The sequence below is a fragment of the Streptomyces sp. NPDC055506 genome, assembly GCF_053643595.1.
Genome location: NZ_JBSHKH010000023.1, coordinates 53,300 through 79,611, shown reverse-complemented (window position 1 = coordinate 79,611; position 26,312 = coordinate 53,300). Strand labels below are relative to the sequence as shown.

The 26,312-nt window shown below is 71.2% G+C and carries 20 protein-coding genes; 8 read left to right on the top strand and 12 right to left on the bottom strand.

Annotated features, from left to right (window positions below; translation table 11 throughout):
- From katG to ACWIF2_RS12095, 5 genes are all read right to left on the bottom strand, one after another.
- On the bottom strand, positions 1-2,135 hold a 2,135-nt coding region (gene katG, locus ACWIF2_RS12115), incomplete at its 3' end, for a catalase/peroxidase HPI (RefSeq protein ID WP_454360069.1).
- Between the two features lie 51 nt (positions 2,136-2,186).
- On the bottom strand, positions 2,187-2,624 hold the full coding sequence (locus tag ACWIF2_RS12110) for a Fur family transcriptional regulator (protein ID WP_454360068.1): 438 nt from the start codon (positions 2,622-2,624) through the stop codon (positions 2,187-2,189).
- 153 nt (positions 2,625-2,777) lie between these two features.
- Complete coding sequence (locus tag ACWIF2_RS12105; RefSeq protein ID WP_454360067.1) at positions 2,778-3,707, bottom strand: HpcH/HpaI aldolase/citrate lyase family protein; 930 nt, start codon at positions 3,705-3,707, stop codon at positions 2,778-2,780.
- Positions 3,697-4,917, bottom strand: coding sequence for a CaiB/BaiF CoA transferase family protein (locus tag ACWIF2_RS12100; RefSeq protein WP_454360066.1), 1,221 nt, complete (start codon positions 4,915-4,917; stop codon positions 3,697-3,699). The genes ACWIF2_RS12105 and ACWIF2_RS12100 overlap by 11 nt, the downstream gene beginning before the upstream one ends.
- A 127-nt stretch (positions 4,918-5,044) precedes the next feature.
- Complete coding sequence (locus tag ACWIF2_RS12095; protein WP_454360065.1) at positions 5,045-5,968, bottom strand: LysR substrate-binding domain-containing protein; 924 nt, start codon at positions 5,966-5,968, stop codon at positions 5,045-5,047.
- A gap of 165 nt (positions 5,969-6,133) precedes the next feature.
- Here ACWIF2_RS12095 and ACWIF2_RS12090 point away from each other — a divergent pair, with 165 nt between their 5' ends.
- On the top strand, positions 6,134-7,471 hold the full coding sequence (locus ACWIF2_RS12090; RefSeq protein WP_454360064.1) for a CitMHS family transporter: 1,338 nt from the start codon (positions 6,134-6,136) through the stop codon (positions 7,469-7,471).
- 7 nt (positions 7,472-7,478) lie between these two features.
- Here ACWIF2_RS12090 and ACWIF2_RS12085 read toward each other — a convergent pair whose 3' ends face one another.
- Entirely contained in the window at positions 7,479-8,369 is an 891-nt protein-coding gene (locus tag ACWIF2_RS12085; protein WP_454360063.1) for a hypothetical protein, read from the bottom strand.
- A gap of 146 nt (positions 8,370-8,515) precedes the next feature.
- Here ACWIF2_RS12085 and ACWIF2_RS12080 point away from each other — a divergent pair, with 146 nt between their 5' ends.
- Positions 8,516-9,961, top strand: a complete 1,446-nt coding sequence (locus ACWIF2_RS12080) for a glyceraldehyde-3-phosphate dehydrogenase (RefSeq protein ID WP_382484060.1) — start codon at positions 8,516-8,518, stop codon at positions 9,959-9,961.
- A 52-nt stretch (positions 9,962-10,013) separates the two neighbouring features.
- Here ACWIF2_RS12080 and ACWIF2_RS12075 read toward each other — a convergent pair whose 3' ends face one another.
- Positions 10,014-13,175 (bottom strand): RICIN domain-containing protein, encoded by a 3,162-nt coding sequence (locus tag ACWIF2_RS12075; RefSeq protein WP_454360062.1) that lies wholly within the window; start codon positions 13,173-13,175, stop codon positions 10,014-10,016.
- Positions 13,176-13,392: 217 nt separating this feature from the next.
- Between ACWIF2_RS12075 and ACWIF2_RS12070 the strand changes: the two genes are divergently transcribed.
- Genes ACWIF2_RS12070 through ACWIF2_RS12055 form a run of 4 tightly spaced genes read left to right on the top strand, consistent with a single transcriptional unit; the run spans position 13,393 to position 18,895 of the window.
- The gene (locus ACWIF2_RS12070; protein WP_454360061.1) at positions 13,393-14,934 is read left to right on the top strand and encodes an ABC transporter substrate-binding protein; all 1,542 of its coding nucleotides are present in this window, start codon (positions 13,393-13,395) and stop codon (positions 14,932-14,934) included.
- A gap of 13 nt (positions 14,935-14,947) precedes the next feature.
- Positions 14,948-15,874 (top strand): ABC transporter permease, encoded by a 927-nt coding sequence (locus tag ACWIF2_RS12065; RefSeq protein ID WP_454360060.1) that lies wholly within the window; start codon positions 14,948-14,950, stop codon positions 15,872-15,874.
- A gap of 14 nt (positions 15,875-15,888) precedes the next feature.
- Entirely contained in the window at positions 15,889-17,901 is a 2,013-nt protein-coding gene (locus ACWIF2_RS12060) for a dipeptide/oligopeptide/nickel ABC transporter permease/ATP-binding protein (protein WP_454360059.1), read from the top strand.
- Positions 17,894-18,895 carry an ABC transporter ATP-binding protein gene (locus ACWIF2_RS12055; protein WP_454360058.1) on the top strand — a complete coding sequence of 334 codons (1,002 nt, stop codon included), beginning with the start codon at positions 17,894-17,896 and terminating at the stop codon, positions 18,893-18,895. The genes ACWIF2_RS12060 and ACWIF2_RS12055 overlap by 8 nt, the downstream gene beginning before the upstream one ends.
- 9 nt (positions 18,896-18,904) lie before the next feature.
- On the opposite strand, the gene ACWIF2_RS12050 is transcribed toward ACWIF2_RS12055, so the two are convergent.
- From ACWIF2_RS12050 to ACWIF2_RS12035, 4 genes are all read right to left on the bottom strand, one after another.
- Entirely contained in the window at positions 18,905-19,975 is a 1,071-nt protein-coding gene (locus ACWIF2_RS12050; RefSeq protein ID WP_454360057.1) for an RICIN domain-containing protein, read from the bottom strand.
- A 148-nt stretch (positions 19,976-20,123) separates the two neighbouring features.
- A complete protein-coding gene (locus ACWIF2_RS12045; RefSeq protein ID WP_184586600.1) occupies positions 20,124-20,297 on the bottom strand; it encodes a CsbD family protein in 174 nt (57 codons plus the stop codon).
- Positions 20,298-20,388: 91 nt separating this feature from the next.
- Positions 20,389-20,769: an antibiotic biosynthesis monooxygenase family protein gene (locus ACWIF2_RS12040; RefSeq protein ID WP_454360056.1), complete on the bottom strand. Its 381-nt coding sequence runs from the start codon at positions 20,767-20,769 to the stop codon at positions 20,389-20,391.
- The gene (locus ACWIF2_RS12035; protein ID WP_454360055.1) at positions 20,766-21,875 is read right to left on the bottom strand and encodes a serine hydrolase domain-containing protein; all 1,110 of its coding nucleotides are present in this window, start codon (positions 21,873-21,875) and stop codon (positions 20,766-20,768) included. Before ACWIF2_RS12035 ends, ACWIF2_RS12040 begins: the two co-directional genes overlap by 4 nt.
- 208 nt (positions 21,876-22,083) lie before the next feature.
- Here ACWIF2_RS12035 and ACWIF2_RS12030 point away from each other — a divergent pair, with 208 nt between their 5' ends.
- A complete protein-coding gene (locus ACWIF2_RS12030; RefSeq protein WP_454360054.1) occupies positions 22,084-22,827 on the top strand; it encodes a DUF1275 family protein in 744 nt (247 codons plus the stop codon).
- A gap of 293 nt (positions 22,828-23,120) precedes the next feature.
- On the opposite strand, the gene ACWIF2_RS12025 is transcribed toward ACWIF2_RS12030, so the two are convergent.
- A complete protein-coding gene (locus ACWIF2_RS12025) occupies positions 23,121-24,803 on the bottom strand; it encodes a hypothetical protein (RefSeq protein WP_454360053.1) in 1,683 nt (560 codons plus the stop codon).
- Between the two features lie 125 nt (positions 24,804-24,928).
- Here ACWIF2_RS12025 and ACWIF2_RS12020 point away from each other — a divergent pair, with 125 nt between their 5' ends.
- Complete coding sequence (locus tag ACWIF2_RS12020) at positions 24,929-26,308, top strand: GH1 family beta-glucosidase (protein WP_454360052.1); 1,380 nt, start codon at positions 24,929-24,931, stop codon at positions 26,306-26,308.
- Positions 26,309-26,312: the final 4 nt, after the last annotated feature.

The following is a 26,312-nucleotide window of genomic DNA, read 5'->3' as shown; positions in this document are numbered from 1 at the left end:
CTCGCGTAGACCTCGGCGAGCGCACGCAGCTCGGAGTTCGAGCCGAAGACCAGGTCGGCGCGGGTGCCGGCCCACTTGACCTCGCCGGTGGCGGCGTCGCGGCCCTCGAACGTGGTCTGGTCCTCGGACGTCGACTTCCACGTGGTGCCCAGGTCGAGCAGGTTGACGAAGAAGTCGTTGGTCAGCGAGCCGGGCGTCTTGGTGAAGGCGCCGAGCGGGGACTGCTGGTAGTTGGCGCCCAGGACACGCAGGCCGCCGACCAGGACGGTCGTCTCGGGGGCGCTCAGGGTGAGCAGGTTCGCCCTGTCGAGCAGCAGGAACTCGGCCGGCAGGCGGTTGCCCTTGCCGTGGTAGTTGCGGAACCCGTCGGCGGTCGGCTCGAGCGCCTCGAAGGACTCGGCGTCGGTGTGCTCCTCCGTCGCGTCCACACGGCCCGCGGCGAAGGGAACCTGCACCTGGAAGCCGGCTTCCTTGGCGGCCTTCTCGACGGCGGCGGAGCCACCGAGGACGATCAGGTCGGCCAGGGAGACCTTCTTCGTGCCGGAGTTGAACTCCTGCTGGATGCCTTCCAGGACGCGCAGGACCTGCGCGAGCTCGTCGGGCTCGTTGACCTCCCAGCCGCGCTGCGGCTGCAGGCGGATGCGGGCGCCGTTGGCACCGCCGCGCTTGTCGCTGCCGCGGAAGGTGGACGCCGAGGCCCACGCGGTGGACACCAGCTGCGAGACGGACAGACCCGACTCGAGGAGCTTGGTCTTGAGGGTCTCGATGTCCTCGGCGCCGATGGTCTCGCCCTCGGCCTCGGGCAGCGGGTCCTGCCAGATCAGGGTCTCCTCCGGGACCTCCGGGCCGAGGTACAGGGACTTCGGGCCCATGTCACGGTGGGTCAGCTTGAACCAGGCGCGGGCGAAGGCGTCCGCGAACTCCTGCGGGTTCTCGTAGAACCGGCGGGAGATGGGCTCGTAGATCGGGTCGAAGCGCAGCGACAGGTCGGTGGTGAGCATCTTCGGGCGGTGCTTCTTCGACGAGTCGTGGGCGTCCGGGACGATCTCCGGAGCGTCCTTGGCGACCCACTGGTTGGCGCCGGCCGGGCTCTGCTCGAGCTCGTACTCGAACTCGAAGAGGTTCTTGAAGAAGCCGTTGCTCCACTGGGTCGGGGTGGTGGTCCAGGTGACCTCCAGGCCGGAGGTGATGGTGTCCCCGCCCTTGCCCGTGCCGTAGGTGCTGCGCCAGCCGAGGCCCTGCTCCTCCATGGAGGCGGCCTCGGGGTCGGCGCCGACGTTGTCGGCGGGGCCGGCACCGTGGGTCTTGCCGAAGGTGTGGCCACCGGCGATCAGGGCGACGGTCTCCTCGTCGTTCATCGCCATGCGGCGGAACGTCTCGCGGATGTCGCGGGCCGCGGCGATCGGGTCCGGGTTGCCGTTCGGGCCCTCCGGGTTGACGTAGATGAGGCCCATCTGGACGGCGCCGAGCGGGTTCTCCAGCTCGCGGTCACCGGTGTAGCGCTTGTCGTCGAGCCAGGTGGTCTCGGGACCCCAGTAGACGTCCTCCTCGGCCTCCCAGACGTCGGCACGGCCGCCGGCGAAGCCGAAGGTCTCGAAGCCCATCTGCTCCAGGGCGACGTTGCCGGTGAGGATCAGGAGGTCGGCCCAGGAGATGGACTGGCCGTACTTCTTCTTGACCGGCCACAGCAGACGGCGGGCCTTGTCGAGGTTGCCGTTGTCCGGCCAGCTGTTGAGCGGGGCGAAGCGCTGCTGGCCGGCGCCGGCGCCGCCGCGGCCGTCGCTGATGCGGTAGGTGCCCGCGCTGTGCCAGGCCATACGGATCATCAGCGGGCCGTAGTTGCCGAAGTCGGCCGGCCACCAGTCCTGCGAAGTGGTCAGCACCTCGGCGATGTCCTGTTTGACGGCGTCGAGGTCGAGGTTCTTGAAGGCCTCGGCGTAGTCGAAGTCCCCACCGAGAGGGTTGGCCACCTCGGGGTTCTTGGCGAGGATCTTCAGGTTGAGCCGCTCGGGCCACCACTGGCGGTTGCCACCGCCCTGGGTCGGGTGCAGCGCGCGGCCGTGCGCGACCGGGCAGCCGCCTCCCGTCTCCTCCGACTTCGGGTCGGTGACGATCGCGTCGTGGTTCTCAGTCATGGAAATCCTTCCGGACGGGGTGGATCACGGTGCTCGGGTGGATCACATTGCTCAGGAACTGCCGGCGGTGGAGCAAGCGGGGCACAGGCCCCAGTAGATGACCTCGGCCTCGTCGACGGCGAAGCCGCGGTCGTCGGACGCGGTCAGGCAGGGGGCGTGGCCGACCGCACAGTCGACGTCGGCGACGGCCCCGCAGGACCGGCAGACGAGGTGGTGGTGGTTGTCGCCGACCCGCCCCTCATAGAGAGCCGGGCTGTTGGGCGGGTCGAGGCGGCGTATGAGTCCTGCCGCGGTGAGTGCGTGGAGCCCCTCGTACACGGCTTGGACGGAGATGTGGCCGACGCGGCCGCGCACTTCGGAGGCGATGACCTCGGCGCCGAGGTGGTCACCGTCTCGCACGGTCTCGAGCAGCGCGACGCGGGCGGCCGTCACCCGCAGGCCGGCACCGCGGAGCTCCTCGGCGGTGGTCGGGGTCTGGGATGCGGTCATGCCGCACAACCTAGCGCCACAAACACGACCGGTTCAAGAAAACGAACGGTTCAATTTTGGTGTCGTCTTCGTGAGGCCTTGTGTGGCGGGCTTCATCGCAGGTTTGTGAACTCCGTCACAGCGATTGTGCCGTGGGCGCTGTCGGCGCGGGCGTCAGCCGTGCCCGTGGCGTGTCAGCACCGCTCGTGCCGTCGCCGCCATGGCCTCGTCGACCATCTGGCCCTCGAAGGTGAGCGCGCCGGTGCCGGTGCGCTGGGCCGACTCCACGGCGGCGACGAGGCGGGCGCAGCGGTCGAGCTCTTCGGGGGTGGGGGCGAAGACCTCGTTGATCACGGGGATGTGGGTCGGGTGGATGGCCATCATGCCGTCGTAGCCGAGGGCACGGTTCTGTTCGGCGAAGGCGCGCAGGCCGGCCAGGTCGGCGATGTGCGTCCACAGTCCGGTCACCGGGTACGGCGCTCCGGCGGCACGTACGTCGAGCAGTACGCGGGAGCGCAGCGCCAGTGTCTCGGTGCCCTGGGGACTCCAGCGGTAGCCGACGGCGCGTTCCACGTCTCCGCCGGGTGCGGTCAGCGCACCGGCGTGTGCGACCCGGGGAGTCGCGGCGGCGATGTCGTAGGCGTCGTGGAGCGCGCGGGCCGACTCCAGCAGGGGGACGAGGGCCGTCGTGCCGGCGGGGAGGCCGTGTTCCTGTTCGCACCAGGTGATCAGGCGGTCGGCGAGCCGTACGTCGGCGGCGGTGTGCACTTTCGGCAGGACGATCCCGGCCGCTCCGGGGCGTACGACGGCGCGCAGTTCCTCGGCGGCGGTCCAGTCGTCGAGCGGGTTGATCCGGACGAACAGGGCCATGGCGCCGGCCGGTTCCGCGGCGGCCTCCGCCAGGGCCTCGGCGACCCGGGCGCGGGCGAGCGGCTTGTCGGGCGCGGGCACCGCGTCCTCCAGGTCGAGGATGACGGCGTCGGCGCCGGCCGCGCGGGCCTTGGGGAGCCAGTCGGTGCGGTGGCCGGGGACGAAGAGGAGGGAGCGCATGGGTGCCGTGGCGCGCGCCTCACCGCTCGCGGGTGTTCCGGGCTCAGACGGCATCGTTCTTCTCCAGGGCCGCGAGTTCCTCGTCGCTCAGTCCCAGCCAGTCCCGGTACACGAGGTCGTTGTCCTGGCCGAGCGCCGGGCCGGTGCGCCAGATGCGGCCGGGGCGTTGCCGGAAGTGCGGGATGACCGCCTGCATGCGTACCTCGCCCAGGTCGGGGTCGTCGACGGTGACGATGTCGTCGCGCTCGGCGTAGACGGGGTCGGCGGCGATGTCGGCCGCGTCGAACACCCGGGAGGCCACGACCTCGGCGCGGGCGAACGCCTCCAGGCACTCGGCCTCGGAGCGCTCCGCCACCCAGGCCCGCAGTCCCTCGTCCAGTTCCCCGCGTCGTGCGTGCTGTTGCTCCGACGTGGCGAACTCCTCCTCCGGCAGGCCGAGCAGCCGGGCCACGTTGCGTACCGAGCGCAGGGTCGCTGAGGTCACCGTGATCCACTGCTCGTCGCGGGAACGGTAGGTGTTGATCACGGCGGCGGGGGCGACCGCCAGCTGGTTGCCGGAGCGCTGCGGCACGGTGCCCAGCTGGTCGTGGACGATGACCTGCCATTCGACGAGCCGGAAGAGGGGCTCGAACAGGGCGAGGTCGATCCACTCGCCGTCGAAGTCGGGGTCGTGGTCACGCCGGTGGAGGGCGGCGAGGACGGCGTAGGCGCCCATGAGGCCGGTCACGGCGTCGCCGTGCGAGAAGCCGGTGTGGACGGGCGGGCCGTCGGGCGAACCGGTGAGGTGGACGACGCCGCTGCGGGCCTCGCCCATCTTGCCGAAGCCGGGGGCGTCGGCCTGGCTGGAGGTGGCACCGAAGCCGGAGATCTGCAGCAGGACCGCCTTGGGGTTGATCCGGTGCACGGCCTCCCAGTCGAGACCCCAACTGCGCAGCCGCCCGGCGCGCAGGGTGACGATGACAACGTCCGCCCAGGCGACGAGACGGTGGGCGACCGCACGGCCCGCCTCGTGGTGCAGGTCGAGGGTGACGGAGCGCTTGTTGCGGCCGGCGACCTTGAACCACAGGGGAACGCCGTCGCGCCGGGGCCCCATCGCGCGGGCGGCGTCGCCGGCGCCCGGTGGTTCGACGTGGACGACGTCCGCGCCCTGGTCGGCGAGCATCGAACCCGCGAGCGGGCCGGCCACCACGTGGGCGAACTCGACCACCTTCAGCCCGCGCAGCTGTCCCTGCCCGGTGGAGTGCGGCTTGTCCTCGTCCGACACGGATGCGTCCCCTCGGCTCAACTGGTCCGGCTCTTCAGACTGCCGACGCGCAGAAATGCCTGTCCAGCAAAAGAACGCCATCAATCAATGCGGTTAACGCATGAATGAGGTGGCCTCCAGGGCGGCCTCAGGACCAGGACACCCCGGGCGGCAGCTCCCTGCCCTGGGCGCGGAAATCCTCGAGCGTCTCCAGAAAGCGCTCGGTGACGCGCGGCAGGGCGCGCCGTGCGCGCAGGGCGATATCGAGGCGCCGGTCGACCACGGGGTCGACGAGCGGCCGGAAGGCGAAGGGGCCTGTGCCCAGCAGGGGCAGTACCAGGGCGGGCAGCGCGCTCACGCCGAGTCCGGCGGCCACCAGTCCGCCCACCGTGGCGACACCGCCGGCCTCCGCCGCGGGCACGGCGTGCGCGTCGACCTGAGCGAACGCGGCGTCGGTCAACCGCCGCACGCTGGAGTCGCGTCCGACGGCGAGGAACGGTTCGCTGGCCAGGTCCGCCCAGCCGACCTCGTCGCGTTCGGCGAGCGGGTGGTCCTCGCGCAGGACCGCGACGAAACGGTCCCGGACCAGCGGGCGGTGCTCAAGCCGGTCCGGCGGCACCCCGACCGTGGTGATCGCGAAGTCCGCGTCGCCGGAGAGCACGCGGTTCAGCACCGCGCGTTCCAGGCCGTCCAGCAGACGAACGGCCACGCGTGGCCGGTCCTCGCGGAAGCCGGAGATGACCTGCGGGAGCAGCACGGCGGCGACCGAGGGCAGGGTGGCGACGGCGACCGTGCCGGACTCGCCGAGCAGGAAGCGGTCCAGCTCCTTCATCCCGGCCCGGTGGGCGCCGAGGATCTGCTCGGCGATCCGCAGCGCTTCCGCACCGGCGGCGGTCAACTGCACATTGCGGGTGTCGCGTTCGAGGAGCTGAGCGCCGACCTGCCGTTCCAGGTCGGCGACCGCGCGGCTGAGGGACGACTGGGAGACGCCCAACTGGGCGGCGGCCGCGGTGAAACTCGTCGCCCGGGCGACGGCCGCGTACGCCGAGAGCTGTCGCAAGGTGGCTTCCATGGCCGGGAAGCGTACGTCAGCGTGCGCGGATTGATGCGCGGATCGCATGAACAGATCCCGGTTTGATGCTGGACATGGATCTTCCGGCGCTCGGACACTCTCGGCTATCCCCGTACGTCCCGCTCTCCGCCGCCGGGGACCGCCACCGAGAAAGCGAGCGTCACCATGCAGGCAGCCCTGGGCTTCGCCACGATCGCCCTGTTCCTGTTGCTCACCATGACCAGACGCGTCTCGGTCCTGGTCGCTCTGGTGGTGCTTCCGGTGCTGGCGGCGCTGGCGGGCGGCTTCGCGGGCGAGCTGGGCGGGATGGTGCTCGACGGGCTGTCGAAGGTGGCGCCCACCGGCATCATGATCGCTTTCGCTGTTCTGTACTTCAGCCTGATGGTGGACGCCGGCCTGTTCGATCCCCTGATCCGCGGTCTGCTGCGGATGGCCCAGGGCGATCCGCTGCGCATCACCGTCGCCACGGCCGTCCTGACGCTGTGCGTGGCCCTGGACGGTGACGGGGCTTCGACGTTCCTCATCACCGTCTCGGCACTGCTGCCCGTCTACCGCAAGCTGGGCATGAGTCCGCTGGTTCTGTCCGGCGTCGTCTGTCTGGGTGCGGGCGTGATGAACATGGTCCCCTGGGGCGGGCCGACGGTGCGTGCCATGGCGGCGCTGAAGCTGGAGAGTTCGGACGTCTTCACGCCCGTACTGCCCGCGATGGGCCTGGGCATCGCGTGGGTCCTGGTGGCGGCCTGGCTGATCGGCCGCCGGGAGCGGCGGCGCCTGGGCACCCTCGCGGTACCGGGCCAGGAGGCCGTCGTCGGCGAGCCGGCTCCCGCGACCGTGACCGCGCCCGGTGACGGCCCCGGCGCCGTCCGGGTGTCGGAACCGCCGCAGCTCTGGCTGACCGTCTTCAATCTGCTGCTGACCGTCGTCCTCGTCGTCTCCCTGATCCTGGAGGTCATGCCGTTGCCGGTGCTGTTCGTCCTCGGGTTCGCGGTGGCGCTCCTGGTCAACCACCCCACGTGGGAACAGCAGCAGGCGCTGCTGGACAAGCACGCGAAGAACGTCGTCCTCGTCACCACGATGATCTTCGCGGCCGGGGTGCTCACCGGAGTCCTCACCGGAACCGGGATGATCGACGAGATGGCCGAGGCGCTCGTGTCCGTGATCCCGGATTCCCTCGGCGGCCATCTGCCGGTGCTGGTGGCCGTCACGGGCATGCCGCTGAGTCTGGTCTTCACACCGGACGCCTACTACCTCGGTGTCCTGCCGGTCCTCGCCGAGACCGCGCACGGCTTCGGCACCGACCCGGCGGAGGTCGCCAGGGCCGCCATCCTCGGCCAGATGACGACGGGCTTCCCGCTCAGCCCGCTCACCGCCTCCACGTTCATCCTGGTCGGCATGAGCGGTGTCCAGCTCGGCGAGCACCAGCGCTTCATCTTCCGCTGGGCCTTCGCCACCACGCTGGTGATGACCGCCGGCGCCCTCATAACGGGCGCCCTCTCCCTCTGACGGAGGCTCAGGCGTTCGTGGAGGTCAGGCGTTCCAGCTTGGCGGTGGCCGTGGCGGCCTTACGATCGGCCTCGCGGACGCGGCGGTCCGCCGTGCGCGCCCGTTCCCGGGCCGACCGCTGGGCGAAGCGGGCCTGCTCATGCTCGCCCCTGATGCGTTCCAGTTCCTCGGTGAGCTCGCCGACGCGTCTCTGGAGGCCGTCCACCTGCTCTTTCGCCTCCTGCACCGCCCGGCCGGCGGCCGCCGCCTCGTCCCGCAGTGCCCGTAGCTCCCGCTCGGCGGCCTCGGCGTCCCGCCGGGCCTCGGCCACTCGCTTCCGCTGCTGCCCGTCGCCCTTCCGGCCCGGACGGGAAGGGGCGGCCGCGGCGGGTGGGCGGCTCTGTCCCTTGGCTCCCCCGCTCCCCGTGACGGCACCCTCCCCGACGGCCGGAAAGCCGACGGTGGCACTCAGCGGCTTGACCAGCCGGCCGCTCGCCCAGGCCCGGGCGGCTTCGGGGTCCGCCAGCACGGCGTGCAGGGTGTTCTCGACCTCGCGCTGCACGCCGTCGCCGATCGAATGCCCGGCCTCCCCGGCGAGCTGCCGGGCCTGAGCGGACAGGGCACGGACGATCGCGTGCTGCTGCCGGCTCAGCTCGCGCAGCTGTGGGCCGTCCAGGTCGTGGTGGGCCTGCCGCAGGCCCTCCCCCAGACGGAGCAGGGGCTCGACCTCGCCGGGGAGGCTGCGGACCAGGAGGTTGCCGACCCAGGCCGCGAGGCTGGGCTTGCGCAGCGCGCCGATCCGCTCGGCGAGGTCCCGGTCACCGGCGGTACGGGCGGCGGCGACGGCCGACGCGCGGGCCGCGGTGAACTCCTCCGGCCGCAGGGCGTACAGCTCGTCGGCGACAGCGTCGTACTCCATGCGCGTCCCTTTCGCGCGGAAGCTTCGTTTCGATCGTCTCAGGCCGCGCCGCCCGGGGCTCGCGGAAGGCTCCGGAGGTACCCCGTTCATGATCGGGAAATCGACGGTTTAACATATGAGCGCCGCCTAGCTCGAAAGATGGATCTGTGACTGTCAACGACGACTCGTTCACCAACTGGAAGAACCGCGAGGAGATCGCGGAGTCGATGATCCCGATCATCGGGAAGCTGCACCGGGAGCGGGACGTGACGGTCCTGCTGCACAGCCGCTCCCTGGTGAACAAGTCGGTGGTCAGCATCCTCAAGACCCACCGGTTCGCCCGTCAGATCGCCGGTGCGGAGCTCTCCGTCACCGAGACGCTGCCGTTCCTGCAGACGCTCGCCGCCCTCGACCTCGGGCCGTCGCAGATCGACATCGGCATGCTCGCCGCGACGTACCGCGAGGACGACCGCGGTCTGTCGATCGCGGAGTTCACCGCCGAGGCCGTCGCCGGGGCCACCGGGGCCAACAAGATCGAGCGCCGCGAGGGGCGTGACGTCGTCCTCTACGGCTTCGGCCGCATCGGCCGGCTCGTGGCCCGGCTGCTCATCGAGAAGTCCGGCTCGGGCAACGGTCTGCGGCTGCGGGCCATCGTCGTCCGCGGCGGAGGCGATCAGGACATCGTCAAGCGTGCCTCGCTGCTGCGCCGCGACTCGATCCACGGCCAGTTCCAGGGCACGATCACCGTCGACGAGGCGAACAGCACGATCGTCGCCAACGGCAACGAGATCAAGGTCATCTACGCGAACGACCCGTCCGAGGTCGACTACACGGCGTACGGCATCAAGGACGCCATCCTCATCGACAACACCGGCAAGTGGCGCGACCGCGAGGGCCTGTCGCAGCACCTGCGCCCCGGGATCGACAAGGTCGTGCTGACCGCGCCCGGCAAGGGCGACGTCCCGAACATCGTGCACGGCGTCAACCACGACACCATCAAGCCGGACGAGCAGATCCTGTCCTGCGCGTCGTGCACCACGAACGCGCTGGTGCCGCCGCTGAAGGCGATGGACGACGAGTTCGGGGTCCAGCGCGGTCACGTGGAGACCGTCCACTCGTTCACCAACGACCAGAACCTGCTGGACAACTACCACAAGTCCGAGCGCCGGGGCCGCTCCGCGCCGCTCAACATGGTCATCACCGAGACCGGTGCCGCCTCCGCCGTGTCCAAGGCGCTGCCCGACCTGAAGGCGAAGATCACCGGCAGCTCCATCCGGGTGCCGGTGCCGGACGTCTCCATCGCGATCCTCAATCTGCAGCTGGCGCGCGAGACCACCCGCCAGGAGGTTCTCGACTACCTCCGTGACGTCTCGCTGACCTCGCCGCTGAAGCGCCAGATCGACTTCATCAGCGCCCCGGACGCGGTGTCCAGTGACTTCATCGGCTCGCGCCACGCCTCGATCGTCGACGCCGGCGCCACCAAGGTCGAGGGCGACAACGCGATCCTCTACCTCTGGTACGACAACGAGTTCGGCTACTCGTGCCAGGTCATCCGTGTCGTGCAGCACGTGTCCGGCGTGGAGTACCCGACGTACCCGGCTCCGGCGGTCTGATCCCGGCGGTCCGGTGAAAGCGCGGGGCGTGCGGGCCCCGCGCTTTCTTGCGTCAGGAGCGCGAGAGCCGGACCCTGTACTCCCGTGTCCGCGAGCCGTCCTCGCTGCTCACGGTCACGACGGCTTCGCGTGATGCCTCCTTGCGGACGGTCACGCTCGCGTACGGGTCGCGGGACGTCGCGGTGACCTTCGCCCGGTCCGGGCGGTCTGAGGTCGCGCGGTAGCTCGTCCGGTCCGGGTCGAAGCCGCCGACCGGCACCCCGTCGACCTCGATCGAGGCGGCCCCGGCGTCCGTGGAGGTCCCCGGTGCCTTGGCGCGCAGCTCGATCTCTCCGAGGGTGATGTAGCCGCCCGGGCGTGCCGTCATGGCCACGCGTACTCCGGTCACCGGGCCGGTCGCGCGCACCGGGACGTCGACCACGGGTGTGCCCTCGGTGCCCACGGCGACCTCGTCGCCGGCGTCGGCCCAGGTGCCGTCGGTCCCGCGCACCTGCACCCTGAGGGACTCCGCGAAGCTGAGGTTGGCGCCGTCACGGTGGAAGTGGGTCACCACCCGGGTCAGATCGCGTGCCTCGGGCAGGGTGAAGGTGATGGTGTCGGACGGGTTCTTCGTGCCTGATCTCCAGTTCGACCAGGCCTTCTCGGACGTGTTGCCGTTGCGCAGGCCCTCGGCGGAGTAGCCGCTCTCGGTGTACGTCGCGCCGACCGTCACGCCTTCGTCGAGCGCTGTGTTCGTGTCCCGGGGCGCGGTGACCTGGACGCGTACCGTCGCCGATGCCGTCGTTCCGCCGGGAATCCGGGCGGTACCGCGCAGGGTCACCACACCGGCGTCGTCGAACGCGCCGTCGGGTGCGGGGTCCCAGGTGACCGGGAGGTCTGCGGTTCCGCCGTGCCGTCCGACGCCGGTGACCGTGGCGGGCAGGTCGGGGCGTCCGCCGGTGTAGGTCTTGGCGCGGGCCGGTTGGATCGAGGCGATGGTGTCCACGGTGACGACCGCTTCCGCGCGGACGGTCCGGCCGAGCGTGTCGGTCGCCCGGCCCTTCACCCGGACTGTTCCGGCCTCGCGCCACCGGGACTCGGAGGGCAGCGTCCACTCCACGGGGAGCGATCCCCGGGCGCCGTCCCGGTAGACGGGGGTCACGGTCCCGGGCATTTCGGGCGTGCGGCCGGGGACGGTGAACGCCTCGGCCTGCTGGGTACGGAGCACCGTCTCGTCGGTGACGGTCCAGCGCTGGTTCGCGTTGGAGGTCGGCAGGAAGGCCGATACGCGGGCGCCGTCCGCGGTCGACTGACCGACGACGTCGAGCAGTCGGCCCGTGGCGGCGTTGACGAAGGTCCAGGTGCCGTCCCCGGTGGTCGACATGATCCACTGCGCGGCCGGGGTGTCGCTCTGTTCCAGCACCGCTTCGTTGTCGCGCACGGCGAGGCGCGCGCCCGTGGCGGCGTTGACGAGGGCGTAGCGCTCCCGATTGCCCTCGCCCCTGGTCAGCTGCTTCACGGACCACAGCTGGGACTTGGCGGCCGGGTCGGCTGTACGGACGACGACGCCGTTGCCCTCACCGGACGGGGCCAGGGACTTGCCGCTCTGGGCTCCCTGGAGGCGGTAGACGTGGCCGGGCTGGACGAGCGCGGCGTCCTTCGCGGTGCCCGACACCCCGTCGACGAGGAGGGACGTGACCGACTTCGCGGGCACGGTCACCGTGGCGGAGGCGTCCTTCACCTCGACGGGCGTGCCGCGGACGAGTGCGCCATCGCCGCTGGTCACCACCGGGGTCACCCTGGCGCCGGGTGCGACGCGCCCGAAGCGCGAGAGATCCAGGGTCACGGTGCGCGGGGACGTGCCGTTGTTGACGTGCACCACGGTCGCCCCGCGTCCCGACTTCCGTACAGCGGCCACGCTCGAAGGGTCGTCGGCCTTCACGAAGTGGTCGCCGGGGCGGATGTGGTGGGTGAAGTTGCGCAGGGTGTGGAACTTTGTGTTGGCCCTGATCGGGCAGCTGTCCAGGGTGTCCTTCGCCGTGCAGTTGAACGGGATGTGGATGCTGCCCCAGTTCTTGCCCGCCTGCGCCTGGGGGATGGAGTCCTCCACGGGCTGCCACAACACCCAGGCGGACGGCTCGAGTTCACGGATGTCCTCGACGACCCGGGTGGCGATGCCGAGCCCCGGTTCCATGCCGGTGAAGTCCGTGCCGGTGCCCCAGGTGCCCTCGACCTCGCTCATCCAGAACGGCCGGTCGGCGGCCTTGGCGCTGTCGCGGGCGCTGGTGCGCATGCCGGTGCCGTAGGTGTGCACGTTGAGCTGGTCGACGGCGGCGCGGGCGGAGCCGTCGTAGGCGTTCCAGTTGCGGACGAAGGTGCTCGGGTTGGTCTCGTCCATGGCGGAGACGGTGGCGCGGGTCCTCGCCTTGTCGAGGGCGCGGCGCACGGCCAGTACGACCTTCTGCTGGAGTTCCGGGCCGGCGTGAGCGCCCTCCTGGCGGCCTCCGGTGGGCTGGCCGTCGGGACCGATCTGGGTGCCCCAGTAGTTGGTGTTGGGCTCGTTGAGCGGGGCGAGGGTGTCGAACTTGATGCGGTGCTTCTTCTCCAGCCGCTCCGTCACCTTGACCAGGTAGGCGGCGAAGTCGTCGACGCGGTCCGGTCGTATCTGGTCGGTGTTGGCGTCGAAGCCTCCCGAGACATAGCCGCTGACGGTCTGGAACCAGGGCGGCGAGTTGCTGAAGGCCTCCCACTTGGTCACCTTGTTCTTGACCCGGTCCACCCACCAGCGCTGTCCCGGGTCGGCGGACCAGTCCCAGTGCTCGGGGTCGTCGGGGTTCCACCAGTCGGTGTCCTCCCTGGTGGTGCCCGCCGGGGCCTTCCAGAAGCCGTCCATCGTCGCGCCGGTCTTCATGTAGTCCTTGCGGACGTCGGGCGCGTTGCCCCCGCCGATGTTGTAGCGCGCGATGTTGAGGCGGAGACCGTCCTCGCCGAAGAGCATGTCGGCGAGCTTCTGGCGGATGGGCTCCGGGTAGCGGCCCGTGATGTTGGCGAACCAGACGAGGCTCGTCCCCCACCCTTCGAACTCCTGCTGCCGGTAGGAGGGGTCGATCCGTACCGTGACCGCGCTGCCGGGCGGTTCGGCGGCAGCGGCGGGAGGCACGGTCACGAGTCCCGCGCCGAGTACCAGGGGGACGGCGACCGCCAAGGCCGGGGCGAGGCGATGTCTGCTGGACATGGATTCCCTTCGGGAGCGAACAGAACCGCGCAGAACCAATCGAGTTTCCCGAATGTTTTAGGACGGCAATCAACACGTCAAGAGGTGGGGCGAGTTGGGAACCGACGCACACCCCTTGACGCGTTCCGCCTCGCCGCCCCAATAATGACCGTCCACCTACCGTCCACATATCTAAACGACGTTCTCTGTTGTGTACGTAAGCGAGCACGGAGGCGCAGTGACCGGTTTAGGCACCATCCGCAGTCGTCCGATCGTCGCCGCCCTCGCCGCCCTGCTCGCCGTCTCCGGCTGCTCGGTGGCCGGTGCCGACCCCATCGGCGGCGGTCCGGACACCCTGCGCATCGTCCTGCCCGAGGAACCCCCGACCCTCGAACCCTGTGACGCCTCGCTGACCGCGACGGGCCGCGTCACACGGGCCAACATCACGGAGGCGCTCACCGAGCGCGAACCGTCCACCGGACGCCTGGGACCCGCCCTCGCCACCAAGTGGGCCCGGGATTCGGCCACTTCGTGGACCTTCACCCTCCGCGAGGGTGTCACCTTCCACGACAAGACGCCCTTCACGGCGGCCGCGGCCGCGTTCTCCGTCAAGCGCGCCACGGACTCGAAGATCGACTGCAACGTCGACGGCTACATCTTCGCGGACAGCGAGCTCACCGCCACGCCTCTCGACGACACCACGCTCCGGGTCACCACGGCGAAGCCCGACCCGATCCTGCCGCTGCGCCTGTCCTTCGTCGAAATCGTGCCGACCAGCACCGACCCCGACTCCCGGGTGCGCGAGCCGGTCGGCACGGGGCCCTACGAGATCGACGACTGGAACCAGGGCCGTCACCTGCGGCTGAAGCGCTTCCCCGGCTACTGGGGCAAGGCTCCCGAGTTCGCCGCTGCCACCTACGTCTGGCGTGCCGAGGGCAGTGTGCGCGCGGCCATGGTGACGAACAACGAGGCGGACGTCGCGATCGGGCTCGCTCCCGAGGACGGGGCCGGTGACCGCGCGCTCGAGTTCGACACCAACGAGGTGTCGTACCTGCGGATGGACGCCACCGAGCCGCCCCTGGACGACATCCGGATCCGACGCGCCGTCAACTACGCGATCGACCGGGAGGGCCTGGTCACCGCGGTCTTCGCCGGCCGGCCCAGCGGGCAGCTCGTGTCGAAGGGCGTCACCGGCTACAACCCGCGCATCGAGCCATGGCCGTACGACCCGGAACGGGCCCGAAGACTCGTCGCCGAGGCCCGCGCCGACGGAGTCCGCACCGGCACCACCATCACCCTCGTCGGCCGCAACGGCATCTACCCGAAGGCCGCCGAGGCGATGGAGGTCGTCCAGGACGGTCTCATCAAGGCCGGGCTGAAGGTCAGGATCAAGATGCTCGACGTCAACGCCTGGCTGGAGTACCTGCTGCGCCCCTTCCCCGCCGGCGACACCGGCCCCACCCTGCTCCAGGCCCAGCACGGCAACCAGGCGGGCGACGCCGCGTTCACGATGGGACAGATCTACGGCAGTGAGGGCGCCCAGAGCAGCTACGGCACCGAGGCGCTCGACACGCTCATCGAGGAGGCGCAGCTCGCCTCCGGCGGGAAACGGCAGCAGGCGTTCGCGGACGCGTTCACCCATCAGAACGAGGAGGTCGTCCGGGACGCCGTCATGGCCAACATGACCGGCCTGCTGGCCCTCTCCCCCAAGGTCCGCTACCGGCCCGACTCGGCCACCAACGACGAGATGCGGCTCGCCGACATGCGCCGAGCGGACTGAGGGAGGACATCACATGCTGACCCTGCTGCGCCGCCGCGCGGTCTCCAGCGTCATCCCGCTGCTCGTGGTGGTCCTCGGAGTCTTCTTCCTGGCCCGCCTCACCGGGGACCCCGCCAACCTGTATCTGCCGTTGAGCGCGACGCCCGAGATGCGGGCCGAGTTCGCCGCCCGCAACGGCCTGGACGAACCGCTGATCACCCAGTTCGGCGACTATCTCGCCCAGGTCGCCCACCTCGACTTCGGCGAGTCGCTGCGCACCGCCCAGCCGGCCGGCGAGGCCGTCCTGCGGGCCTTCCCGGCGACCCTCCAACTGGCCGGCTGGACGATGCTGCTCGCCATCCTGGGCGCCGTGGTCATCGGCAGCCTGGCGGCCTACCGGCCGAACTCGGCGACCGACCGGATCGCGAGCTTCCTGTCCTCCACGGCCGCCAGCGTCCCCGACTTCTGGATCGCCATCATGGGCGTGCTGGTCTTCGCGGTCACCCTGGGCTGGCTGCCCACGTCCGGCACGAGCGGCGCGGCGGCATGGGTGCTGCCCGTGGCCACGCTGCTCATCCGCCCGTTCGGCGTGCTGGTCCAGGTGGTGCGCGGCGCCATGGTCTCGGCGCTGTCCGCCCCGTATGTGAAGGTGGCGCGCGGCAAGGGGGCCTCCGAACTCCGGGTGGTCTTCGGGCACGCCCTGCGCAACGCCGCCGCACCGGCGCTGACCGTCGCGGGCGATCTGGCCGTGGGGCTGGTCAACGGGGCGGTCGTCGTGGAGACGATCTTCGGCTGGCCCGGTATCGGCAAGCTCATGATCGACTCGGTGCTGCAGCGCGACTTCGCGGTGCTCCAGGCGGCGGTGCTCGTGACCGCTCTGGCGATCTTCGCCCTCAACATCCTGGTCGACCTCTGCCACGCGCTCCTCGACCCGCGGGTCCGGCAGCGGGCGGCGGCATGAGCCAAGGACGGGACATGCTTCAGAAGGCCACATCCCAGACGGACGCCACGACCGTACGACGACGGTGGTTCGCCCTGCTGCTGCGGGACCGGTTCGCCTGCGCGGCGGCCCTGCTCCTGCTCCTGGTCGCGCTGGGCGCCGTACTGGGGCCGCTCCTGGCCGGGGACCTGGCGACCCGTCAGAACCTGCGGGACCCGGGCCGGCCTCCCTTCACTCTCGACCACGGCTGGGCCTTCGTCCTCGGCAGCGACTCCCTCGGCCGGCCCGTCGCCGCGCGGCTGCTGGCGGCTGCCGGGACGACCCTGGCCGTGGCGGTGCCCGCCGTGCTGTGCTCGCTGGTCATCGGCTCGGTGTGGGGTATGTGGGCGGGCTATCACGGCGGTTGGCGCGAGAACGTGTCGCTGCGGGTGGCCGATGTGATCCTCAGCTTCCCCTCCCTGCTGCTGGCCGTGGTCGTGCTGTATGTGTTCTCGCCGAGTGCCGCGAGCATCGTGCTGGTACTGGCCGTCGCCCGGATCCCGGTGTATCTGCGCACCGCCCGGGCCGAGGCCGCTGAGCTGCGCAGCCGGCTGTTCATGGACGCGGCCCGGACGTTCGGCACGGGCAGCTGGGCGGCCGTCCGGCGCCATGTCGCGCCGAGCGTGCTGCCCACACTGCTCACCGTCGCCGCGCTCGACTTCTGCTTCGTGATGCTGGCCGAGTCGTCACTGAGCTTCCTGGGCATTGGCATTCAACCGCCGGACGTGAGCTGGGGGTTGATGGTCGCCCAGGGGCGGCAGGAGTTGCAGAGCGCGTGGTGGATCGCGCTCTTCCCGGGCCTCGCGATCGTCGTCACGACCGTGTCGGCGACCGTTCTCGCCTCCTGGGCCCGGCTGACGACCGATCCGGGGCAGCGGTGGCGGCAGGGGCTCGGGCGGCGCTCCCGGGGGTCGCGTACGGCTGCCGCCGAGGAGCGTTCGGGGGCGGGGAGCGGAGCCGGGGCCAGTGTCGGTGTCGGTGTCGGTGTCGGTGTCGGTGTCGGTGTCGGTGTCGGTGTCGGCGACCGTACGGCGGGCGCGAGCCTCGTCGTGGAGGACCTGTCCGTCGACGTGCACACTCCGGCCGGGCCGGTCCATGTCGTCCGTGGCGTGAGCTTCGCCGTGAGGTCGGGCGAGACGCTGGCGCTGCTGGGCGAGTCGGGCTGCGGCAAGAGCATGACAGCGCACGCTGTCGCCGGTCTGCTCGACCCGGTCGCCGAGGTGGTGGGCGGGCGGGTCCGGCTCGACGGCGAGGATCTGCTCGCGCTCGGCGCACGGGCCAGGCGCCGGCTGGCCGGGCCGGGTCTGGCCATGGTCTTCCAGGACGCGCTCAGCGCGCTCAACCCCGTCCACACGGTCGGAGCGCAGCTGGCCGAGCCGTTCCGCATCCACGAGGGCATGTCCCGGCGCGCGGCGCGGGCCAGGGCCGTGGAGCTGATGGAACGCGTGGGCATCCCGGAGGCCCGCTCCCGGGCGGACGCGTACCCGCACCAGTTCTCGGGAGGCATGCGGCAGCGCCTGCTGATCGCGACGGCGGTCGCGCTACGGCCGAAGGTCCTGATCGCCGACGAGCCCACGACGGCCCTGGACGTCACCGTGCAGGCGCAGATCATGGACCTGCTCGGCGAGTTGCGGGGCGAGCAGCGGACGGCCCTCGTCCTGATCACGCACGATCTCGGGCTCGCCGCCGAGCACGCGGACCGGGTCGCCGTCATGTACGCGGGGACGGTGGTGGAGACCGGGCCGGTGGCCGAGGTGTTCGGCCGACCCCACCACCCTTACACCCAAGGGCTGTTGGAGTCGGTGCCGGCCGAGCAGCACCGGGGCTCCCGCCTGACGTCGATCCCCGGGAGCCCGCCGGACCCGGCCGCGGTGCCTGACGGCTGTGCCTTCCGTACACGCTGTCCCCTGGCCCGGGAGCGGTGCGTCACCCACCGGCCGGCGCTGACCGGCACCGGCGCCGGCCGGGCCGCCGCCTGCCACTTCGGGAAGGAACTGGCCGATGCCTGAACGCGGGACCCTGCTGGAGGCCGCGGGTCTGGCCAAGAGTTTCACGGTCCGGCGGACCGTACGGGGCGGCACCCGGCTGCGGGCGCTGGACGGGGTGGACCTGACCCTGGGGCGCGGGGAGACCCTCGGCCTCGTGGGCGAGTCCGGCTGCGGCAAGTCCACGCTGGCCAGGATCCTCCTGCTGCTGGAGCGGCCCGACGCGGGCACGGTGCGGTACGAGGGCGTCGACCCGTTCGCGTTGTCGGGTGCGGAACTGCTCGCCTGGCGGCGGAAGGTGCAGATGGTCTTCCAGGATCCGTTCGGTTCGCTCAACCCCCGCCTCAGCGCGGCGGATCTCATCGGGGAGCCCTGGCTGACCCATCGCGACCTGGTCCCTCCTTCGCGCCGGTCGGCGCGCGTGGGCGAACTGCTGGAGATGGTCGGCCTGCGCGCGTCGGACGCGGGCCGCCACCCGCACGAGTTCTCCGGCGGTCAGCGACAGCGCATCGGCATCGCCCGCGCCCTGGCGCTGGAACCCGAAGTGATCGTCTGCGACGAACCCGTCTCCGCGCTGGACCTGTCGGTGCAGGCGCAGGTGCTCAACCTCCTGTGCGACCTGCGGGACGAGCTGGGGCTGTCGTACGTGTTCATCTCGCACGACCTGTCCGTGGTGCGGCACCTCGCCGACCGGGTCGCCGTGATGTACCTCGGCGGAATCGTGGAGACGGGCCCGACGGAGGAGGTCTATGAGCGGCCACGTCATCCGTACACGGAGGCGCTGCTGTCGGCGGCCCCTTCGCCGGTGGCCGGGAGCGGGCGCCGACGGCAACGGATCGTGCTCACCGGCGAGATCCCCTCCCCCACCGACCCGCCGTCCGGTTGCCGGTTCCGGACCCGGTGCCCTCGGGCGCGGGACCTGTGCGCCGAAGCCGTACCCGAGCCTGCGCCGGGTGCGCCCCTCCACGGTGCGGCATGCCACTTCCCCCTGGAGGAGGCACCCTCGGCCACGGTGTGACGGGTGGTGTCATTCGACCGCGTCCACCAGGAACTCCTGGTCCCGAGCCCCGGTGCACCGCTGCTGGGAGATCTCGGCGCCCGCCGCCCGGTCGTCGGCGCCCTTGATCCCGAGACACATCCCGTTCTGCACGACGTGGATCCGGTAGCCGTCGGCCTCGGAGCCTTTGGCGGGGTCGAAGAAGAAGTGCTGGCTGGTGCGGTCCGCCGAGCAGCTCTCCCAGGGCCAGGGTTCGAGCAGTCCCTCGACGACATGGCCGCTGCCGAGCGCGGTGAGACAGCCGTCGCCGTACACCGGGTGGCGCCATTGGATGTAGTACGAGCCTGTGGTGCCGACCGACACCAGTTCCAGGTCAGGCGGTGTGGCGTCGCCACAGGGGCGCTGGACGGCGACCTGGCTCCGGTAGCGCCCCTTGCGATCGTGGCCCTCGGTGACGCACAGCTTGGGCGCCAGGGCCGGGCGGATCCGGGACGGTCCCGGTGGCGGGCCCTCGACGTCGGTGGAGGAGGAGGGGACCGAGGAGGGATCCAGGCGTGGTCCGGCACCGGCCGCGCGCGTTCCCGTGCCCCTCTCGCCCGTCTCGCCGGGCAGCAACGCCCAGGCTCCGACGGCGGCGAGCAGGAGCGCGGCGACGGTGGAAACGGCCAGGGCTCGCCGGTTCTTGCCCTGGCCCGCGACCGGGCCGTCGGGGGCGTGTTCCGGGGCTTTGGCCGCGTGTGCCGGGGCCGCGTCCGTCGGCCCATCGCCCAAGTGCGTTGACGCGCCGTCCACGGGCGTAGCCCCGTCGTCCGCTTCCGGCGGCTCGGCGGCGGCCAACCGGTCCCTGGCCGCCAGCCAGACGGCGACGTCCTCGTCTCCCCCGCACGCGCGCACGAACGCGACGACCACCTCGGCACGCGGCAGCGAGTCCCGGCGCAGCGCGTCGGCCACGGTGCTCCGCGCGAGCACGTCACCGTGCCGTTCCGCGTTCGCTTCCAACTTCCGGTAGGTCAGGCCGGCCTGTTCCTTGAGCCGTCGCATGCAGACCACGAACTCCGCGGCGCTGCGCGCCTCGTGCGGCAACGGACGCTGTCTCCCCATGTCCGGTCATCCTGGCCGTGCCCCTGGCAATGGACAATCCGGAATTCTGCCAATCCCCGTCCCGTCGCTCCGCCGCGGTGACGCGGGCACCGCAGGGCTCCCGACGGGCACGTGACAGGGGCCCTGCCGCGGCAGGGCCCCACCGCGCTCAGTGCTTGAAGACGTCCTTGGTCTTCTCCTTGGCCTGCCGGGCGTCTCCCTTGGACTGCTCCGCCCGGCCCTCGGCCGTCAGCCGCTCGTTACCCACCGCACGGCCGATCGTCTCCTTGGCCTTTCCCTTGGCCTGCTCGGCCTTCGCCTTGGACTTCTGCTCTCCAGCCACGATTCATTCACTCCAAGTCGTGTCCGACTTCGGGGTCACCTGCCGAGTGACCTCTGGGGGGACGGCCAAACGTGGTGAGGGCCGGAGTGTGTCAGCCTGCTGCCGGGTTCTGCGGGGCCTGCGCTCGTGTGAACCCGTGGTTCCGCTCCACTTTCGCCACATGCAGGGTGTAGCTCTGGTACCACTCGGCTTGCCCGCGCTTCTGCGCCGCGCGGTGCTCGGCGTTCGTCCGCCACTCGGTGAGGGCGTCGGCGTCGCGGAAGTACCCGACGGTGATGCCCAGCCCGCCAGGAGTCTGCGCGTGGTCCATCCCCAGGAACCCGGGGACGTCCTTGACCAGTTCTTCCATGCGGGCGGCGGTCTCGCTGTAGCCGCTCTGGTCCTGGGTTCGCACCGTGGTGAACACAGTTACGTAGTAGGGCGGTTCATAGGCCTCGACGGGCGTGACAGGCGCTTCGGAGTGGTCACTCATGGCGCCAATGTAGGGCAGGGTGCGGGCACCGCCGACGACACCTCGGCCAGGAGCCGCTCCACCTCGCTCCCCCAGCGCGAGGCGATCACCAGATCGCGTGCCGGGTCCACCCACAGCAGGTGGTTGCCGCCGTTGCCGCGGGCGCAGCGGCCTGTGCGCGGGGCCCGGGGCCATACCGTGCCGTGGTCGTTGAGCCACCAGGACAGGCCGTACTCGGGCTTGACCGGGCAGGGCGTCCACAACTCCTCGATCCAGCGCCGCGACAGGACCCGGCGCCCACCCCACTTCCCGTCCCGCAGGCAGAGCAGGCCGACGCGGGCCAGGTCCAGGGCGCTGATCCACAGTCCGCCGCCCCAGTGCGCGCCGCCTGAGACCACCGGAACCTCGGCTCCGTCGAGGGCGATCACGGCGTGGTCGTAGCCGTGCCAGGACCAGCCGTCGGAGGCACCGGTCGCTGCCATGACGCGCTCGCGCAGCACGTCCGGCAGGGCGCGGCGGAACAGGGCCGTGAGAGCCAGCGCGGCCAGGTTGACGCGCACGTCGTTGTAGGCCCAGCCGGCGCCGGGCGGTCCGCCTGCCGACTCGGTTCCCTCGCGGGTGCTCTGTGCGTCCACCCATGTCGGCTTGGACCACAGCTCGCCCTCCCACTGGCTGGTCTGGTCCAGCAGGTGGCGCCAGGTGATCGCCCGCCCGTGAGGAGTGTCGAACTCGGGCAGGTCCACGGCCTTGGACACCGGCTCGTCCAGGCGCAGCGCCCCGTCGTCGTAGGCGATGCCCGCCACCAGCGACAGCACGCTCTTCGTGGCGCTGTAGGCCATCTCGGCGCGCGTGGGGTCGCCCCACGAGGCGAGGACCGTGCCGGCCCGGACCACGACACCGCTCGCCCCCTGGCCGTCGAGGAGCGCGCCGACGACCTCGCGGTGGGACGCGTCGGACACCTGGGCGGCGAGATACGACGCCATGTCGTCGATGCCCGCCACCGGCCGCCCCTCCTGGGCACGCACGGCCCGCGCGAGTGCCGCCGCGTCCACTCCGTCCCAGGGGTCCCCGGCCGGGTCCCCGTTCTCCAGGACCTCTCCGTCATATCGCGATGTCACTGCGTCCATGCCTGTCCTCCGCCCCCTGCCGGCACACGCGTCGTCCGTCCGCCCGGCACGTCGACCTGGTGCACACCGCTCCCTCGTCTCCGGCCGCACCGATCTTCAACAGACCTCATTGTCGGTCAAGTTCGGGCAGTAGGCCGGTCGTATCCTTCGGCGGCGTGTCCGGGCGGCGATGCGCCGGGAAGCCGGCGACGCTGCTCACACTGGCCGGATGTCCGACGCGTCCCCAGCCCTCGCGACCGATGCCCGGCGGGTGGCCGTCATGACCGTCCTCACCCTGCTGGCCGGTGCCGTCGACGCCATCAGCTTTCTGACGATGGGGAAGGTGTTCTGCGCGCTGGCGACCGGCAACGTGCTCTTTCTGTCCTTCGCGCTCGCCGGTGAGGGTGATGTCCCGGTGGCGCGGCCCGCCACCGCCATCGGCGCGTTCATGGCAGGGGCCGCGATCGCAGCCGTCGTACTGAAGTGGCTCGCGGAGCGGGGCAGGGCCTGGTTCCAGGCCGGGCTCGTCAGCGAGGCCGTGCTGCTGGTGGGCGCCGGTGCGATGGCCCTGTGGCGGCACGGCACCGAGGCGGCCGGTGCCGATCACGGCGTCGTCGCCCTCGTCGCGCTGGCGATGGGGGTGCGTGCCTGCACCGTGCTGCGGGTGCACGTGCCGGGGATGCCGACCCTGCTGAGTCAGACGGCCATCGCCGAGCTGATCAACGACGTACTGAAGCGCCCTCGCGCGACGCTGCGCGGGATGTCGGCCGGGCAGCGGCTGGCCCGCACTCGGTGGACGGCCACCGTGGGCGGAATCTTCACCGGCGGGGTGCTGGGCACGCTGCTGCTGGTGCCGCTGGGCACCGGGCGGGCGCTGTTCGTCATCGCCGCCGCGGTGCTGCTCCTCGCGGCGGCCACGCCGGCCGCACCCCCGCCAGGGGAAGCGACGAAGCCGGACCTCAAAGCTCCTTAGACACCGGGTGCCCCGCGTCCTCGACTCCCCCTTGCCGCAACCATTCCTGGTCTCCAGCGTGGGTGTGGACGCCTCGCTCGTGCCGAAGCCCGTGTACTCCGCGATCCTCCTGGCACTGGTGCTGCTTCCCCGAGCTGCTCTCCGGATCGTGGATCCCCGTCGCGGCCTACATGACCCTGATGATGGTCATCAGCCTCGTCGCCGCCCGCATGGCACCGGAGTCCCGCGACCGCGACCTGACGGCTGTCACGGACGCCACGACAACCCGGCCGTGATCCTGCCCGTCCGGCAGGTCAGTGGCAGCAGGCGTCGTCCTTCTGAGGGCCCGGTCCGGTGTCCAGGCGGCAGAAGCAGGACGCCTCGACGGGGACGTCGGCCAGTGCGGTCGCCATCTTCAGCTGCTGGGCCACGAGGGCGGCCTCGCCGGTCTTGCCCGTCCGGAGCAGGCATTCGTGGAAGCCGTGCAGGGACCAGACGTTGCCGGGGTGCTGCTGGGCGCGGGGCAGGGTGGCGTCGAGGCCGAGGTCCGCGCGGTAGACGGCCTCGGCCTCCGCCACGCGGCCCTGTTCCAGCAGCAGCGCGCCGTAGGCGTGGCGGGTGGGCTGCATCCAGCCCCACGGCTCGTCGTAGGGGAGGCTGTCGTCCAGTTCGATGGAGCGCTCCAGGGCGGCGAAGGCGAGGTCGTGGTTGCCCCTGCGGTATTCGAGCTCTCCGTCGAGCATGGCCGAAGCGATGGCGAGGATGTCGTGGCAGGTGTTGTTGAACAGCATCCGCGTCTCGGGCACCCGGCTCACCGCCTCGCGGAAGAGCTCGCGCTCCGCCTCCGCGGATTCGGTTTCGCCGGTGGCCGAGAGGGCGACGCCACGGGCGTAGTGCCGCATGGCGGTGGTCACCGCGTAGAGCTCGGGGTCGGCGGGGGCGGGCAGGGCGAGGATGTCGGTCCAGCGGCCGAAGCGGATCAGCACATGGACGCGCATGGCCAGGAAGCCTTCGAGCCAGTCGGCCATCGGGGGGCTCGGCACCCGGAGCAGGTCTTCGGGGATGGCCGCTTCCAGCTCAGCGGCGGTGTCGAGGGCGACCTGGGCCTGGCCGAGGAACATGGCCCCGTAGATCTTGAAGTGGTAGTTGTGCGCCCGGTAGAGGGTGTAGAAGTTCATCGCGCCGGCGCGCCGGTGGTACTTCTCGTCGACGGCGATCGCCTCGCTGTTCGCCGCGACGACCCGGCGGTAGTCGCCGCACAGGACGTCGAGGTGCGAGGGCATGTGGTGCAGGTGCCCGGCGTCGGGCACGAGGCCGCGCAGGCGGTCGGCGACGGTGAGGGCCTGTTCCGGCGTCGGGGACATCTCCATCAGGTGGATGTAGAGGTGCAGCACCCCTGGATGCCCGAAGCCGGCTTCGGTGGCGAGGGCGCCGTCCAGTACGGCCTTGGCCTCCACGGTCCGGGCGCCCTCGGCCGGCTGCCCGGTCCTCAGGTCCCACAGTTGCCACGGGGTGAGGTTCATCAGGGCGTCGGCGTGGAGGGTGGCGATGTCCGGGTCGTGGGGGGCCAGTTCGTACACCGCTCGCATCGCGTCCGCGTAGGGTTCGTTCCAGACCGAGCAGTCCTCGACGGCTTCCGCCTGCGGATAGCGGGCGCGCAGCGCGCCGATCAGGGCCTGTTCGACCGGGGTGGCCTTGACGGCCTTGTCGTGGGCCCGTTCGACGGCGGTGTGGGTGCGGTCGACCGTGCGCACCAACTCGTCGTCGTCGAAGAATTCCCAGGGCTTGTTGTAATTCGGACCGAGCGCGTAGGCGATGCCCCAATACGCCATCGCGCACTCCGGGTCGGCCTCGGCGGCCTTTTCGAAGCAGGCGACGGCTTCCTCGTGGTGGAAGGCGTAAGTCCACAGCAGTCCACGATCGAACCAGAGCTGAGCTGCGGAAGAGGACGTGGTCACGGGACGGCCGTAGGTGCCGAGGTCGTAGTAGTCGTCCATGGTCATCTCCTGGAGAATCGGCCCGACCCGGTGAGAATAGCGGCCGCGAACTGCCTCCCGGACCTTCGACCAATTCTGAGTATTAGCTCCCTGGTTCGATAAGTCGAACGGGCATCGTTGTGCACATGACTGACTTCCCGAGTTTTCCGCCCGGCTTCGTGTTCGGGGCGGCGACCGCCTCGTACCAGATCGAGGGCGCGGCGCAGGAGGACGGCCGCGGGCCGTCGATCTGGGACACCTACTGCCACACCCCCGGCCTGGTCGCGAACGGGGACAGCGGCGATGTCGCCTGCGACCACTACCACCGGTACCCGCAGGACGTGGCGCTGCTGCGCGAGCTGGGCGTGGATTCCTACCGGTTCTCGATCGCCTGGCCGCGCATCGTCCCCGACGGGTCCGGGCCGGTGAATCCCAAGGGGCTGGACTTCTACTCGCGGCTGGTCGACGAACTGCTCGCGGCCGGGATCGAGCCCGCGGCCACGCTCTACCACTGGGATCTACCGCAGGCCCTGGAGGACCGCGGCGGCTGGCGGGTACGGGAGACCGCCGAGCGGTTCGGCGAGTACGCGGCCGTCGTCGCCGCGCATCTGGGCGACCGGGTGCCGCGCTGGATCACCCTCAACGAGCCGTGGTGCAGTGCCTTCCTCGGCTACTCCGTCGGCCGGCACGCCCCGGGCGCCCGCGAGGGCCGGGGCGCGCTGGCCGCGGCCCATCACCTGCTGGTCGGGCACGGCCTGGCCGTCCAGGCGTTGCGGGCGGCCGGCGTGCGGGAGGCGGGCATCACCCTCAACCTCGACCGCCATCTCCCCGCCGGCGACTCCCCCGCCGACCGGTCTGCGGTGACCCGCGCCGACACCCTGCACAATCTGGTGTGGACCGAGCCGATCCTGGCGGGCCGCTACCCGGCCGCCGAGGAGGAGACCTGGGGCGGGTTGATCACCGGCCAGGACTTCCGTCGGGACGGCGACCTGGAGCTGATCTCCCAGGCGCTGGACTTCCTGGGCATCAACTACTACCGGCCGATCGTCGTCGCCGACGCCCCGTACCGCGAGAGCGACCCGGCACTGCGCGTGGCGACCGACAACCGCTATGAGGAGGTACGGCTGCCCGGGGTGCGGCACACCGCCATGGGCTGGCCCGTCGCACCCGGCACCTTCACGGAGCTGCTGGTCGGGCTCAAGGAGCGCTACGGCGACGCCCTGCCGCCCCTCCAGATCACCGAGAACGGCTCGGCGGAGGACGACGAGGTGAGCGCCGACGGGGCCGTCCACGACGGCGACCGGGTCGCCTACCTGCGCGACCATCTCACCGCGCTGCGGGCCGCGATGGACGCCGGCGTGGATGTCCGCGGCTACTACGTGTGGTCCCTCCTCGACAACTTCGAGTGGGCCTTCGGCTACGACAAGCGCTTCGGCATCGTCCGCGTCGACTACGCCACGCAGCGGCGGACGCCGAAGGACAGCTACCACTGGTACCGGGCCATGATCGCCGCGCAGCGGCGGTGACGGC